The organism is Paraburkholderia caffeinilytica (assembly GCF_046030355.1).
In the GTDB taxonomy this organism is placed as follows: Bacteria; Pseudomonadota; Gammaproteobacteria; order Burkholderiales; family Burkholderiaceae; genus Paraburkholderia; species Paraburkholderia caffeinilytica_B.
The window spans coordinates 99,138-113,738 of the sequence record NZ_JAQQCQ010000005.1; the positions used below are offsets into that span (position 1 = coordinate 99,138).

A 14,601-nucleotide genomic window follows, 5' to 3' on the forward strand; every position below is an offset into this window, starting at 1 on the left:
TATAACGTAAGGGCACGTTGCTAATCTGCGTTCTTGCTCCATTAAGACGGCTCAACAGAGACATAAGCGATGACTTCAAAAAGCATCCGCCGGGCAAAGGTAGAGGACGTTCCGGTTCTTACACAGATCCGGAACGATGCGCATGCTAAGAAGGTAGCCCATGGCGATTATGCGTGGGGCAAGGAAAGGAGCGGATTTTCCGAGCAGTGGGTACGAAACAACGTCGCTCAAAAAGAAGTGTACGTCGTTGAGCTGGATGGCACTTCGGTCGGAACGTTTTCGCTCGATCTAGACGATGAAAGGCACTGGGGACCTCAAGAACCGATTGCCGGTTATGTGCATGGGCTTTGTGTGCGGAAAGGTTTTAACGGATGTGGACTCGGCAGTTTCATGCTTGATTGGTGCGCTAACAAGGTGAGCACCGTGAACCGGCGTTTTGTTCGGCTCGACTGCGCCACCCACAACGCGAAACTATGTGCCTATTACGAATTGCTTGGCTTTATGCGCGTAGGACTGTACACAGAGCCGGAACCCGGCGGCTATGTCTGGTCCCTTTACGAAAAATTGGCCCACTAGCTTTTGATCAGGCGACCATGAAAATTGAAGTCACCGATGTGCGGAACGAGCTGGATGATGCTTTCGTTGCATCGCGACGACTTAATGCCGCAAAAACCGAAGCTCTCCGGCCAATCCCTCACTGTTGCCCCTTCGCGAACGGTGCCGTCACCTCCAGAGCCATCGCGGTAAATGCACGCACCGCGGCAGAACGGTAAGCGTTGCGTCGTTGGAGCAGTGCAGCGGGCCTGAGTTCGAGTTCCGGTCGGATTCTCGCTGCAGTCAAACCGGCGCCGGCGACATTTTCCGGCAGGATCGTTGCCACGCCACTCTGGCGAACAATCTCAATCAGCACTGTGATGGAGTTGGCCTCCACCACGATATCTGGACGCAGGCCCCTGCGCGCGAAGTAACGATCCACGCTTCTGCGGATCGAAAAAGACGTATCCAGTAATGCCAGCGGAGTGGCCAGAACGTCGGCGGGCGTCACGGCCGCCTTCCGCGCGGACGATCGGCCTGCTCTGGCGATCAAGGCAAGTCGTTCCTTGTGCAGGAGGGTCACGTCGATATCCTCCACCGGCATATCGCCAAAACCGATCCCCAGGTCCAACCGGTCGTCCCGAAGTGCCGGCTCGATTTCCTCCTGCTGCGACACCACGCGAATCGACAGCGAGATCCCCGGATAACTTGATCTGAAGCGCTGCACCAGCGGGCCGATCAGATAGCTTGCGACGGTCGGTGTCACGCCAAGGCGGAGCGAGCCGGTTGAAAGATCCTCGACGTCCCGCACCGCGCGAGCGGCTTCGTCGAGTTCCTCCAGGACATGGCGGGCATAACGAAGGTACACGGCCCCTTGATCCGTTGGACGGACCCGGCGTCCGCTTCTGTCCAGTAGCTGAGCGCCCAGGCGATCTTCCAGTTCCTTGATTTGCTGCGATAGCGCCGGCTGCGAAACATGCAGTACCTGTGCCGCCCGGGTAAAGCTGCCGTTGTCGACGACCGCCGTGAGATATCGGATATGGCGGAGGAGCATTGTCTATAACCTCAGCTTATAGAAAGCGTAAGAAACGAGTCTTGGACGATTATGCATCCAATCCATATTCTGTAGTCAGACGCGCAACGAAACACGTCGATGCCGCGATGGCGGAAAGTGCCCCATCGCATGACTGACGCCCGTGAATCAGACAGGGTGTCGCCCCAATTGAAGGAGAGTTGAGATGCAACAATTTGCCCGAGTCCTCGTAAATGATCGCGCCGTTCCCGTTATCATCGTTGGCGATCAGCATCTGGATCTGCGCCCGGTCGCGGCGGACATCACGCCTGAAGTCATCGCGAGCGGTGTTCTGAACGAGGTCGATACGGCCGCGCTCAATCCGCTGCGCGGCGAATACACCTATCTCGCGCCAATCAGTGGTATCCGTCAGATCGCAGCGACCGGCTTCAACTACAAAAAACACATCGAAGAGTTCAAGATGACGCCGCCCACCGAACCGGAAGTCTTTCTCAAGGCGGTGACCTCGCTTGCCGGCCCGAACGACCCGATCTCCCGTGGTCCTAACGCCGGCACGAAGCTGGATTGGGAAGTGGAGTTGGCAATCATTGTGGGGCGCGAAGCTCGCGACATCGCAGCAGCAGCCGCCGCCGACTATATCTTTGGTTATGTCTGCATCAACGACATCTCGGACCGTGCAACCCAGGTCGACGAAAAAGGCGGCCAGCACCTGGTGCGTGCCAAGTCACGCCCCGGCTATTCACCGATCGGACCGTACCTGGCAACCGGTGTCGATGGCGCGAATCTCGGACTGTGGACGAAGTTGAACGGCCAGTTCGAGCAGCAAGGCAACACGAGTGACATGCTGTTCTCGATCGGCGAGATGCTCGCCTATTTCTCGGCGCACATGACGCTGCTTCCTGGCGACATTCTCGCGACAGGAACACCGCCGGGAGTAGGGTTCGGCAAAAACCGATTCATGGAGCCCGGCGACGTGCTGGAATGTGGTATCACGCCATCTTGGCGGACAGCGGCACCTGATCCTGGCCTGAAGACGATGACACGAGGTCGGGGTGCATATTGCCGACCTCGTGCCATCAAGCGTGACATGAGTTTTTTGTGCGCTTCCTGATTCTCATCGAATCCGCGGTTTCAACTCTTACGAACGGCTGTTCACACCATGTACACGATTATCAGGCTAGGGCGGCAATACAAAGGTCTCGTAGCGTTGGTGCTTCTGATGACCCTCTTCCGCAGTGCGATTGCCGACTGGAACGTCGTACCAAGCGGTTCAATGTTGCCAACCATTCGCCCCGGCGATCACATCATCGTCGACAAGATGGCTTATGAATTGCGCGTCCCGCTGACTCACATCGGAGTTGCGCGTTTGAGTGACCCTAAACGCGGCGACATCGTGACGATCGATTCATCGGCCGCGCACGAACTTCTCGTCAAACGGGTAATTGGCGTACCTGGCGATAGCGTGGCGATGCATAACAACGTGCTATACCTTAACGGCAAGCGCGCGGACTATCAGCCGCTTGGGTTCGATCAATTGCCGGGCGATGCAAGCTCGCATGCCGAGTATCTCACCGAGCAATTCGACGGTGTTGCACACAGGGTGCGGTTGTCGCTCGGCGCTCCGAGTCCTCGCAGTTCGTTCGGGCCAGTCGTCGTGCCGGCCGGCGAGTATTTGATGCTAGGCGACAATCGCGACGACAGTGCGGACTCCCGCTATTTTGGATTTTTCCCGCGTACCGAGATCATGGGCCGGGTGCGTCGGGTCGCCTTTTCGCTGGACCCGACTCACTTCGATTTGCCACGATCCGACCGGTTTGGCAAACGTCTGGATATCCCTTACCTGCCACAGAACTCTTGATTACGCGGCACGTTGCACCCGTTTTGCGCGTCCCCGCTACAATCTGCCTGATCCATTTGACGCGGAAGAGCACGCATGAAAGTCACCCGGGAACCTGTCGCATTGTCGCGGGCCACGCAGCTACTGAATCATGGCCCAGTCACGATCATTACCAGCGCGCACGGCGGCCGCTCGAATGTGATGGCCGCATCGTGGGCGATGCCGCTCGATTTCACCCCGCCGAAGGTAGTCGTGGTGGTGGACAGCCGCACGCTCACGCGGCAACTGATTGAAGCGAGCGGTGTATTTGGATTGCAACTGCCGAGCCGCGGATTTGCTGCGCAGACGCTGGCGGTGGGAACGAACGCGGGCGCTGAGCTCGACAAGTTTGCAGCCTTTGACCTCGAGACTTTTCCCGCGCAAGAAATCGATGTGCCGATGCTGGCCGGCTGCATCACGTGGATGGAATGCAAGGTGATTCCAGACGATAGCCAGCGGCACGATCTGATCATTGGTGAAGTGGTTGCCGCGTATGCAGATAGCCGCGTGTATTCGAACAACCGTTGGCACTTTGGCGATGATCCGAATCTGCGCACGTGCCATTACGTGGCGGGCGGGACGTTCTTCGCTACGGGCGACGCGTTTGAAGTCGAGCCCGTGGCGAGCGGGGCGGCGGGGTAATCGGTTAGCGGCGGCCCGCCCACGCCGCTATTTCTGCCTTAGAAATCTGCCCGCCTTCTGTTCCAGCAGCGCGATGAGCTCGGGCTGCATGAACGCATAGTCGTCGGGGATGTCGAGGCAAATCACTTTTTTGCCGTTTAAACACGTGCGGAATTTTGCCGATAATCGCGCTCGATGCGCTTTCTCCATGACGAAGACGATGTCGGCCCAGCGAAGCTGCTCAGGCGAAAGCTGCACGTCGGCATCCGCACCAAGTCCGGCCGAATCGGTTTCTACGTTCGGCCACGCGGCGAACACCTGTTCGGCCGTCGGGCTGCGCAGGCGGTTCTTGCTGCAGATAAACAAGGCGCGTATCACTAGACTATCTAGCGATGTTTTTGTTCGAAGGCCAAGTGCGCCTCACCTATCGCCGTCGGCAAACGCCGTGAGCGCATCGCCCGCCAGCCGATAGCGAACCCATTCGCTTTGCGCGCTCGCGCCGATCGATTCATAGAAGCCGATTGCCGGCTCGTTCCAGTCGAGCACGCTCCATTCGAAGCGCCCACAGCCTGTTTCGCATGCAATCTGCGCGAGGTGGCGAAGCATCTGTTTGCCCGCGCCGCTGCCGCGCGATGTCGGCGATATGTACAGGTCTTCCAGATAGAGCCCCTGTTTGCCGAGCCACGTCGAATAGGAAAAGAAGTAAACGCAGAATCCGATCGGCTCGCCGTTCATTTCGCAGATCAAAGCCTTCGCCGTGGATGCGGCGGAGAACAGGCTCGCCTCGATGTCTTCAACAGTTGCGACAACTTCGTGCTCCGCCTTTTCATACACCGCGAGTTCGGTGATGAAGCGGAGAATCAGCGCGGCGTCGGCTGTGTGGGCGGGGCGGATGTGGATGGTCAAGGTGGGATGCTCGGTCGGTTGGATGTCGAGTCGAATTCTAACGAAGATGCATCGACTCCGGATCAGGCATCCATCGTACCGTCTATCGAGATTGCGATTGACGTGCCCTCATAAAATCGTTTACTGTCGATCCATGGACTTCCACTCGATTCCCTTCGCTGCCGTCACCACCACGACGACCACCTTCACAGGCGGGTCGTCTGGAGGTTGCGCACGCTAGAAGCAGGAAGCTGTGGCAGACCACCAAAGGCCCCGCCGGAAACGGACGGGGCCTTTGGCGTTTCTGGACCTCCGTTTGCGGCATCGATCTGCAGCATTTGCAATTTCAAACCCAATGGAGCGTCACCGTGAACGACATCGACCATCGCGTACTAGGCAACAAACTCGACCTCTTCCATCAACAGGAAGAGGGTCCCGGCATGGTTTTCTGGCACCCGCGCGGCTGGGAGCTTTACCGTGTGCTGGAAGACTACATTCGCGCCCGCATGCGGCGCGCGGGCTTTCGCGAAATCCGTACGCCGCAATTGCTGGCGCGCTCGTTGTGGGAGAAAAGCGGTCATTGGGAGAAGTTTGGCGCGGCGATGTATTCGTTTGCCGCGGCGGAACGTGTCCCTGGGGAACAAGGCGATGCGGAACAAGGGCGGGCGTTGTGCCTGAAACCGATGAGTTGTCCGTGTCACGTGCAGGTGTTCAACCAGCGCGTGCGGTCGTATCGTGAGCTACCGGTTCGGTATAGCGAGTTCGGCGCGTGTCATCGTGATGAACCGTCGGGTTCACTTGAAGGGCTCAAGCGTACGCGTGCATTCGTGCAGGACGACGCGCATGTGTTCTGCACGGAGGCGCATATCGAAGCTGAAGTCGGCCGCTTCTGTTCGCTGTTGCGTGCGGTCTATGCAGACCTCGGTTTCCCCAGTTTCAAAGTGGCATTAGCCACGCGGCCCGCTATGCGTGCGGGCAACGATCAAACGTGGGATCGCGCAGAAGAGGCGCTGGCCAATGCAGCGCGTGCAGCGGGTCTCGAATTCGACATCCTCGAAGGCGAGGGCGCATTTTACGGCCCGAAACTGGAGTTTCATCTGACGGACAGCCGCGAGCGCAGTTGGCAATGCGGCACGATCCAGCTTGATTTCGTGCTGCCGGACCGGCTCGACGCGGAGTTCGTCAACGAACGCAACGAACGCGAGCGGCCGGTGATGATTCATCACGCCGTGCTTGGCAGCATGGAGCGTTTCATTGCGATGCTGCTCGAACATCACGAAGGATGGCTGCCGGTGTGGCTCGCGCCGGAGCAGGTCGTGGTCGCCACGATCAGCGATGCGAACGCGGCCTACGCGCAGGAAGTGATGCAGGCGCTCGAAGACGCCAGCATCAGAGCGTTGCTCGACAGCCGACCCGAGCGATTGGAGAAGAAGATCGTCGACGCAAGGGAAAAGCAGGTGCCGATTTTTGTCGCGGTCGGTTCGCGTGATGAGCGCGGCAGGACGATCAGCATTCGTCTGCGCGACGGGCAGCAATCGACGCTTGCGCTCGCGGAGGGTGTCGGCCATTTACGGCTGGCTGTGCTCTCACCGCTGCTGCGAGCCACGCCATGACGGATAGTCCATCACCGGTTGACGCGTACTTGCCGCCGGTGATGGCGTCCCCCTAGATCTCCAATACCCCTGCCGCCATGAAACCGCCGTCCACTGGCACCGTCTGGCCGTTCACATACGAGGCCTGCTCGGAGCACAGGAACTGGACCACAGCGGCGATTTCCGCGGGCACGCCGTAACGCTTCGCCGGTACCGCGCGCGTGTAATTGTCGCGCGCGACTTGCGAATGCAGATCGAGCGTCATTGGCGTATCGATCGGCCCTGGTGCGACGCCGTTGGTCGTGATGCCGTATTCGGCGAGCTCAATCGCCATCTGCCGCGTCAGTCCAACTACCGCGGCCTTCGATGTGCCATAAGCGGTGCGTCCCGAACTTGCGCGCAGTCCGCTAACCGAGGCGATGTTCACGATGCGTCCCCAGCCGCCCTTGCGCATCAGCCGCGCAGCATGCTGGCCGCACAGCATGGGCCCGGTCACGTTCACGTCGAAGACTTTGCGCCAGTGTTCGACCGGATAGTCGAGAAACGGAAACGTCTTGGCGATGCCGGCGTTGTTCACGAGGATGTCGCAGCGGCCGAACTGGTTCTCGATGGCGTCGAACGCGGCGTCGATCGAGGCCGGTGCGGACACGTCGAGCTGTATCGCATACGCCTCATAACCGGAGGCACACAGCGAACCCGCGAGGTCGTTCGCGGCGTGCGCGTTGATGTCGGCGATGAAGACAATGTGTCCCGCTTCAGCAAGCTGCCGGGAGATGGCCGCACCGATGCCGTTACCGCCGCCCGTGACGAGCGCGACGCGCGGATGGTTGAGGGAAGACTGGCCACGGCAGGAAGTTTCAGTATTCAGGTTCACTGCGAACTCTCGGATGATGGGAAACAGTGGAAGAAATCGGTTTCAAAACAGAGATCAGAAAGCAGGAATCAAAAAGCAGGCGCCAAAGCGCCGCGCTTCAAAGGGCAGTCACGTCGTCAAAAAACCAATCGATAGCCACGGCACGAATGCGACCACCAGCAGTGCAATGAGCAGCGCGCCGAGATAACCCCATACGCGGCTCACGACCCGATCCGGCGACACCTTGCCGATCGCACACGCGGCATAGAAACCCACGCCCATGGGCGGCGCGAACAGGCCGAGCCCCATCGACAGGATCACGACCATCGCGTAGTGAACGTCGTGAATGCCGAGCGCCCGCGCCACCGGAAACAGCAGCGGGCCGAACAGCACGATTGCGGGAATCCCCTCGAGTACGCTGCCGAGCACCACGAACAACACGATCGACACACACAGAAACGCACGTGGGCCGCCCGGTATGTGCTCCATCGCCGCCACCAGCGATGCGGAGAAACCCGATTGCGTGAGCGCCCACGCCATCGCGGTGGCCAGACCGATGATCAGCAGAATGGCGCCGGACAGACTGGCGGTGTCGAGCAGCAGCGAATAGAAGCGGCGCCATTCGATCCGGCGTCCGCACAGATGCAGCAGCACGCCTGCGATCAGCGTGTACGCAATGCCAATGGTCGACACCTCGGTAGCGGTGGCCGCACCCTCGATCACCACCACGCGAATCAGCATCGGCAGCGCGAGCGCGGGCAGTGCGATCACAAAGGTGCGCAGAATCGTTCGCAAGGGCGCACGCGTGCTGTTGCTCGCCGGTTCATGCCGTGCACGCCGCCAGCAGACGAAGCCAATGGCGATGGTCGCGACCACGGCCGGCATGATTCCGCCGACGAACAACGCGGTGATCGACACGCCGCACACCGCGCCGATTGTGATCAGCACGAGGCTCGGCGGAATCGTTTCGGTCATCGCGCCGGTTGACGACAACAGCGCGACCAGTTCCTCGGGTTTCGCGCCGCGCCGCTGCATTTCGGGGAACAGCGCCGGCGCGATCGCCGCCATGTCGGCCGCTTTCGCGCCGGATATGCCGGAAACGAGAAACATTGCGCCGAGCAGCACGTATTGCAGCCCGCCGCGCACGTGGCCGAGCAACGCGGCCATGAAGTCGATCAGGCAACGCGCGAGCCCGCTCAATTCCAGCAACGCGCCAAGCAGCACGAACAGCGGCACCGAGAGCAGCACCAGATTCGCCATCCCTTCATCCATCCGGCTCACGACGATGCCGAGCGGCGCATGCGTCATCAGCACCAGATAGGCGAGCGTCGCGGTGCCGAAGCTGAACGCGATCGGCACGCCGCCCGCCACGCACAAGCCGACCAGCACCACGAAGAACACGATCAGATTCAGGTTGCCGAGCGCGAGCAGGTAGGGTTGCGCGATCCATAACGCGGCAGCGATCACGCCTGCGGTGAGCAAGGCGCCGGCGAACTGTCCGGGACTCACTTCACGTGCGATGCGGGCAAGCGCCGCCATCAGCATCAACGCGGCACCGACCGGCAACGCAGCGCAACGCCAGCCGTCCGGCAACTGCAGGGCGGGCGTGCTGACCGGCATCTGCAAATTCATGTGTTCGATGGCCGGGGTGATGATGAGCGCGACGAAGGTGCAGACGGTGAGCGCGCTGACCGCTTCAAGCCAGCCGCGCCATTTCTCCGGCAAACGCGTGACGATCGCGGTGAGACGCATATGCGTGCCGCGATGCAAGGCGAGCACGGCGCCGAGCATGGCCAGCCAGCTGAACAGGATCGACGCGAGTTCGTCGGACCAGATCAGCGGCTGGTCCAGCCCGTAACGAAAGATCACGCCACATAGCAGAATCACCGTCTCGGCGACCACCAGGCAGGCTGCTACCGCGCCCACGCCGTGCATCACCCAATCGACGGCGGTCGTCAGGCCGCGCGCGAGCCAGCCTTCGTTTTCCAGTTTCTTCGTCAAGGTCAGATGCATGGCGCGTCAGGCGAGTTTGCCGGTGTATTTTTCGAGGGCGGTCCACGCGTCGTCGCCGAATTTCTTGTGCCAGTCGGCGTAGAAGCCGGTTGAAGTCAACTGGCGACGGAACGCATTGATATCGACGTCGTTGAACTGCAGGCCTTTCGTTTTCAGATCCGGCATTAGCGACGCGTTCAACCTGGCGACGTCCGCGCGTTCCTGCACGGCCGCATCGTTGACGGCGTTCTGCACGATGGTCTGCAGGTCCTTCGGCAGACGCGCGAACGACTGCTTGTTCGCGAGGAACCAGAAGCCGTCCCACATGTGATTGGTCATTGAGCAATACTTCTGCACCTCGTAAAGCTTGGCCGCGGTGATGGTGGCGAGCGGATTCTCCTGGCCTTCCACGACCCGCGTTTGCAGCGACGAATACACCTCGGAGAAATTGATGCTTGCCGGCGACGCACCGAGTGCCTGGAACATCGAAGTCCAGAGCGGACTCATCGGCACGCGCAGCTTGATGCCTTTCAGGTCGCCCGGCAGATGGATCGGCTTGGTGCTGGTGGTGGTTTGACGGTAGCCGTTGTCCCAGATCTTGTCGAACGCGAACACCGAGGTCTTTGCAATCTCCTGGCGCACGCGCGCGCCGAGTGCGCCGTCGAGCGCGGCCCACACCTGGTCGTAGTCCTTGAACGCGAAGCCGACCCCGGTGATCTGCGCGGCCGGCACGAGGGTGCCGAGAATCAGCGGCGACAGCGTGAAGTAGTCGATCGCACCCGAGCGGACCTGCGAGAGCATGTCGGTATCGCTGCCCAACTGATTGTTCGAATACACCTGAAAATCGACCCGCCCTTTGCTTTCCGACGCGATGCGCGTCGCGGCTTCCTTCGCGCGGAGGTTCATCGGATGGGTGGCGGGCAGGTTGTTCGCGTACTTGAGAGTGAACTCGGCGGCGTGCGCGGAGCGGCCGTGCAGACCGGCGAACGACGCTGCGGCGGCAAGAGAAGCGCATTTGAGAAAGTCGCGCCGGGTGGTAACGCTCATCGTCTGTCTCCTGAGTTTTATGTTTGCCGCTTCGAAGGCCGGCGGCTACCTAAAAGCAAATTGAATGCCATTTGGCGCGAGCCGCGCGGGTATTGGCGCTAAGGCGGCAACCCCGGGTTATTGCCAGGCCGGGCATGCCGTGCAGGTGTCGAGCGAATGCGACACCTGTCGCATGCTTTGTGTCGCACGCGAGCGAGGAGGGGACGGCGGACTCGTGCGCGGTGCGAAAGCGGGATGGGAGGCTGTTGCTGCGCGTGGCCCGCATGGGTACGGCGCTCGCTTCGTACGGACCGTGCCTGCCAGATCGCGGTGATGAAACGAATCATCTGGCTGGCCTGGCTTTTGCATGAAGAGCCGTCATTCCCAAGCCAAGGAGTTGTTCGCAATGCAACCGACCATCATCGGATGGAGCCATATCCCGTTCGGCAAACTCGACGCGTTGGACATCGAACGCATGATTGCCGACAGTGCGCTCGGCGCGCTCGAGCATGCCGGCGTCGAAGCCGGTCAGATCGATTCGATTCACGTGGGCACCTTTAACGGCGGGTTCGTCTATCAGGACTTTCCGTCGGCGCTCGTCTTCAACGCGATTCCTGACATGCGCTTCACGTCGACCGTGCGTTGCGAGAACGCATGCTCTACCGGCTCGGCCGCGGTGTACTCCGCGCTCGATGCGGTGCGCTCGGGGCGTTCCGCCTGCGCGCTGGTGATCGGCTACGAAAAGATGACGAGCCTGCCCACTGCCGAAGTCGGCAAGGTGCTGCAGAAATGCTCGTATGCAAGCGAGGAGGCGGACGTGCCAGGTGGTTTCGCCGGCATTTTCGGTCAGCTCGCGCAAACGTATTTCGATCGCTATGGCGATCAGTCGGACGCACTGGCCGCGATTGCCGCGAAGAACCATCACAACGGCGTGTCGAATCCGTATGCGCATATGCGGCGCGATTTCGGCTATGACTTTTGCCGAACGCCATCGGAGAAAAACCCGTTCGTCGCCGGGCCGCTGAAGCGTACCGACTGCTCGATGATTTCGGACGGGGCGGCCGCCTTGATCATTGCGTCGCCGGACATTGCGCGGCGCGCGCGTCACGCGGTCGAGTTTCGCGCCACGGTGCAGGTGAGCGACTACCTGCCACTGTCGCGCCGCGATCCGATCGCCTTCGAAGGCGCGCGTCTCGCGTGGAAGCAAGGCTTGGCGCAAGCGGGTATGACGCTCGACGATCTGTCGCTGGTCGAAACGCACGACTGCTTCACGATTGCCGAGCTGATCGAGTACGAAGCGATGGGGCTGGCCGAACCGGGACAGGGCGCGCGGGTGATTCTCGACGGTGTGACCACGAAAGAAGGACGCTTGCCGGTCAATGCATCGGGCGGACTGAAGGCGAAGGGGCATCCGGTCGGCGCGACCGGCGTGTCGATGCACGTGATGGCGGCGATGCAGGTGAGCGGCCAGGCCGGCGCGATGCAGATTCCGAATGCGCGCACGGCCGGCGTCTTCAATATGGGCGGCGCGGCCGTGACCAATTATCTGAGCATTCTCGAAGCACGCCGCTGAAAGACCTTTCATAACCTGGACCCGGCATGCGCGTCTCCCCACTTCTCTTTCTTCAAAGCACTGGCTTATGCTGACCACCGTCATGAACCTCGGGAATCTGCTGACCGACGCAGCCCGACGCCACGCCGATCAACCCGGCTTCATCCACGCCGAACGCAGCGTAAGCTGGCACGACATCAACGCGCGCGTCGACGCGGTCGCGCACGGTTTGAGCCGGCTCGGCATCGGCAAGGGCGACAAGATTCTCGTGCATTCACGCAATAACCTGGCGCTGTTCGAAAGCGCGTGGATCGCGTTCAAACTCGGCGCCGTGTGGGTGCCGACCAACTGCCGGATTACCGCAGCGGAGGCGGCGTATCTCGGCGAATCGAGCGGCGCGGCGGCGATGATTTACGAGGCCGGATTCGATGCTCACGTCGATGCGGTGCGCGCGGCGTCGCCCGCCTTGCAGCATGTGATCGCGATCGGCACGCCGCGGGTGGGCGAACTCGCCTACGAGACACTCGCGCAGCAGATGGACGCGCCGCCGTTCGCCGCGGTGGATGTGGATCGCGACGATCCGCTCTGGTTCTTCTATACGTCCGGTACCACGGGCCGCCCGAAAGCGGGCGTGCTCACGCATGGGCAGATGGCTTTTGTGCTGACCAACCACATTGCCGATCTGATGCCCGGGTTGACGCACGAGTCGCGCTCGCTGGTGGTGGCGCCGCTGTCGCATGGCGCGGGCATTCATGCAATGGTCAACGTGGCGCGCGCGGCGGCCAGCGTCTTGCCGGCCTCGGAGAAGCTCGATGCGGAAGAAGCGTGGGCGCTGGTGCAGGAACATCGCGTCGACAATATGTTCACCGTGCCGACGATCGTCAAGATGCTGACCGAGCATGAATCGGTGGACCGTTACGATCACCGCTCGCTGAAGTACGTGATCTATGCCGGCGCGCCGATGTATCGCGAAGACCAGAAGCATGCGTTACGAAAACTCGGCAAGGTGCTCGTGCAGTACTACGGCCTCGGCGAAGTGACCGGCAACATCACGGTGCTGCCGCCCTCGCTGCATACCGCCGACGACCATGCTGCCGACAGTCGCGTCGGCACCTGCGGCTATGCGCGCACCGGCATCGAAATCGGCATTCTCGACGACGAGGGCCATCGCCTCGCAGCGGGCGCGAGCGGCGAGATTTGCGTGCGCGGACCGGCGGTGTTCGTCGGCTATTACAACCATGCAGAGGCGAACGAAAAGGCCTTCCGCCATGGCTGGTTTCATACCGGAGACTTAGGCCATCTCGACGAACAGGGCTTCCTGTACATCACCGGACGTTCGTCGGACATGTACATTTCCGGCGGCTCGAACGTCTATCCGCGCGAAGTTGAAGAGGCGATTCTGACCCATAAGGCCGTGCAGGAGGTCGCGGTGGTCGGCATGCCCGATCCCAAGTGGGGGGAAATCGGCGTCGCGGTGGTGGTGCGGCGCGAAGGCTGGGCACTTGAGGAGGATGTCTTGCTCGCGCATCTCGAACCGCATCTCGCGCGCTACAAATGGCCGAAACGCTGCGTGTTCTGGGACGCGCTCCCCAAGTCCGCGTACGGCAAGATCGTCAAGAAAGATATCAAGGTGTTGCTGTCCGTCCCGCAAGAAGCCGTGACGGCGGAACGCTGACGCTTCAGCTTGCCCGGCGCGGTCGCGTGCAGCATTAGCCGCGCGCAGGGCAAGGAAGTCGAACCGCTACGCGTAAAACGCCGACGGCACCACGCCGAAATGCCGCTTGAACATCGCCGCGAAAGCGCTTTGGCTCGTGTAGCCATGATCCAGCGCGACCGCGATGATCTTCTCGCCATGCGCGAGGCGTTTGAGCGCCAGCAGAAGCCGCGCCTGCTGACGCCAGCGGCCGAACGTCAGACCGGTTTCGCGCTGAAACCAGCGATGAAAGGTCTTTTCGGATACATCCAGTGTGCTGGCCCACGCGCCGATGGTGCGATTGTCGTCGGGGGCGGCGAACAGGCTGTTGCATACCTCGCGCAAACGCCGATCGGTCGGCCAGGGCAGATAGAGCGGCAGCGACGGCACCGCGTTCAGCTCCGCCAGCAGCAGGCGCATCAGATGATCGTCGCGCGAGCCGCCGGTGTAATCCGGTGGCACGTCGATCGCCGCGAGTATCAACTCGCGCAACAGCGGATGCACTTCGACCACGCAACTGCGGGTGGGAAAATGCGCGGTCGCGCCGGGTTCGACGAACACCGTGCGCATCTTTACGTCACCGCTCATTTGCACCGAATGATCGACCTCGGGTTCGAGCCACACACCACGTGTGGGCGGCACGACCCACGAACCGGTTGCAGATTCGATCAGCATCACGCCTTCGATCGCATAGAGCAATTGCGCTCGCCGATGACGGTGCGGCGCAATCACGGTGCCGTGCGGATACCACGCAGCCATCGCGGAGACGGGCATAGGCGTGCTTTCGAACGGCACGTGCGCGCCTGGTGCGGTGGGTGTCTCAGCGTGGCGTGCCGCGGAGATGGGAGATCTCGCGTTCATTCGTGGTGTTGCCCTTCATCGGATAGTTGACCGTTTCGCGACAGGTAAAGACCTTTTGGCGTGAGACGGACCTTGTGTGCGAG

At 61.2% G+C, this 14,601-nt stretch carries 14 protein-coding genes; 7 read left to right on the plus strand and 7 right to left on the minus strand.

Going from position 1 to position 14,601, the window contains the following annotated elements; translation table 11 throughout:
- The first annotated feature begins 69 nt into the window (after positions 1-69).
- Positions 70-576: a GNAT family N-acetyltransferase gene (locus tag PQQ95_RS09615; protein ID WP_408437152.1), complete on the plus strand. Its 507-nt coding sequence runs from the start codon at positions 70-72 to the stop codon at positions 574-576.
- Positions 577-694: 118 nt separating this feature from the next.
- On the opposite strand, the gene cynR is transcribed toward PQQ95_RS09615, so the two are convergent.
- Entirely contained in the window at positions 695-1,588 is an 894-nt protein-coding gene (cynR, locus tag PQQ95_RS09620; RefSeq protein WP_408437153.1) for a transcriptional regulator CynR, read from the minus strand.
- Positions 1,589-1,772: 184 nt separating this feature from the next.
- Between cynR and PQQ95_RS09625 the strand changes: the two genes are divergently transcribed.
- The 3 genes from PQQ95_RS09625 (at position 1,773) to PQQ95_RS09635 (ending at position 4,085) form a co-directional block, all read left to right on the plus strand.
- Positions 1,773-2,678, plus strand: a complete 906-nt coding sequence (locus PQQ95_RS09625; RefSeq protein ID WP_408437154.1) for a fumarylacetoacetate hydrolase family protein — start codon at positions 1,773-1,775, stop codon at positions 2,676-2,678.
- A gap of 48 nt (positions 2,679-2,726) precedes the next feature.
- Positions 2,727-3,425: a signal peptidase I gene (lepB, locus tag PQQ95_RS09630; RefSeq protein WP_408437155.1), complete on the plus strand. Its 699-nt coding sequence runs from the start codon at positions 2,727-2,729 to the stop codon at positions 3,423-3,425.
- 75 nt (positions 3,426-3,500) lie between these two features.
- Positions 3,501-4,085, plus strand: coding sequence for a flavin reductase family protein (locus tag PQQ95_RS09635; protein ID WP_408437156.1), 585 nt, complete (start codon positions 3,501-3,503; stop codon positions 4,083-4,085).
- Positions 4,086-4,112: 27 nt separating this feature from the next.
- Here PQQ95_RS09635 and PQQ95_RS09640 read toward each other — a convergent pair whose 3' ends face one another.
- Together PQQ95_RS09640 and PQQ95_RS09645 are read right to left on the minus strand one after the other, a co-directional pair.
- Positions 4,113-4,442 (minus strand): low molecular weight protein tyrosine phosphatase family protein, encoded by a 330-nt coding sequence (locus tag PQQ95_RS09640; RefSeq protein ID WP_408437157.1) that lies wholly within the window; start codon positions 4,440-4,442, stop codon positions 4,113-4,115.
- Between the two features lie 42 nt (positions 4,443-4,484).
- Complete coding sequence (locus tag PQQ95_RS09645; protein WP_408437158.1) at positions 4,485-4,970, minus strand: GNAT family N-acetyltransferase; 486 nt, start codon at positions 4,968-4,970, stop codon at positions 4,485-4,487.
- Positions 4,971-5,317: 347 nt separating this feature from the next.
- Between PQQ95_RS09645 and thrS the strand changes: the two genes are divergently transcribed.
- The gene (gene thrS, locus PQQ95_RS09650) at positions 5,318-6,562 is read left to right on the plus strand and encodes a threonine--tRNA ligase (protein WP_408437159.1); all 1,245 of its coding nucleotides are present in this window, start codon (positions 5,318-5,320) and stop codon (positions 6,560-6,562) included.
- A gap of 52 nt (positions 6,563-6,614) precedes the next feature.
- Here the strand turns inward: thrS and PQQ95_RS09655 are convergent, their stop codons facing one another.
- The 3 genes from PQQ95_RS09655 to PQQ95_RS09665 all read right to left on the minus strand — a co-directional run bounded on the left by PQQ95_RS09655 (position 6,615) and on the right by PQQ95_RS09665 (position 10,433).
- Positions 6,615-7,415 (minus strand): SDR family NAD(P)-dependent oxidoreductase, encoded by an 801-nt coding sequence (locus PQQ95_RS09655; RefSeq protein ID WP_408437160.1) that lies wholly within the window; start codon positions 7,413-7,415, stop codon positions 6,615-6,617.
- Between the two features lie 108 nt (positions 7,416-7,523).
- Entirely contained in the window at positions 7,524-9,407 is a 1,884-nt protein-coding gene (locus tag PQQ95_RS09660) for a TRAP transporter large permease (protein ID WP_408437161.1), read from the minus strand.
- A 6-nt stretch (positions 9,408-9,413) separates the two neighbouring features.
- A complete protein-coding gene (locus PQQ95_RS09665; protein ID WP_408437162.1) occupies positions 9,414-10,433 on the minus strand; it encodes a TRAP transporter substrate-binding protein in 1,020 nt (339 codons plus the stop codon).
- Between the two features lie 385 nt (positions 10,434-10,818).
- Between PQQ95_RS09665 and PQQ95_RS09670 the strand changes: the two genes are divergently transcribed.
- Together PQQ95_RS09670 and PQQ95_RS09675 are read left to right on the plus strand one after the other, a co-directional pair.
- Positions 10,819-11,985, plus strand: a complete 1,167-nt coding sequence (locus tag PQQ95_RS09670; protein WP_208647890.1) for an acetyl-CoA acetyltransferase — start codon at positions 10,819-10,821, stop codon at positions 11,983-11,985.
- Between the two features lie 67 nt (positions 11,986-12,052).
- Positions 12,053-13,639: an acyl-CoA synthetase gene (locus PQQ95_RS09675; protein ID WP_408437163.1), complete on the plus strand. Its 1,587-nt coding sequence runs from the start codon at positions 12,053-12,055 to the stop codon at positions 13,637-13,639.
- Positions 13,640-13,705: 66 nt separating this feature from the next.
- Here PQQ95_RS09675 and PQQ95_RS09680 read toward each other — a convergent pair whose 3' ends face one another.
- On the minus strand, positions 13,706-14,431 hold the full coding sequence (locus tag PQQ95_RS09680; RefSeq protein WP_408437454.1) for an AraC family transcriptional regulator: 726 nt from the start codon (positions 14,429-14,431) through the stop codon (positions 13,706-13,708).
- Between the last annotated feature and the right edge of the window lie 170 nt (positions 14,432-14,601).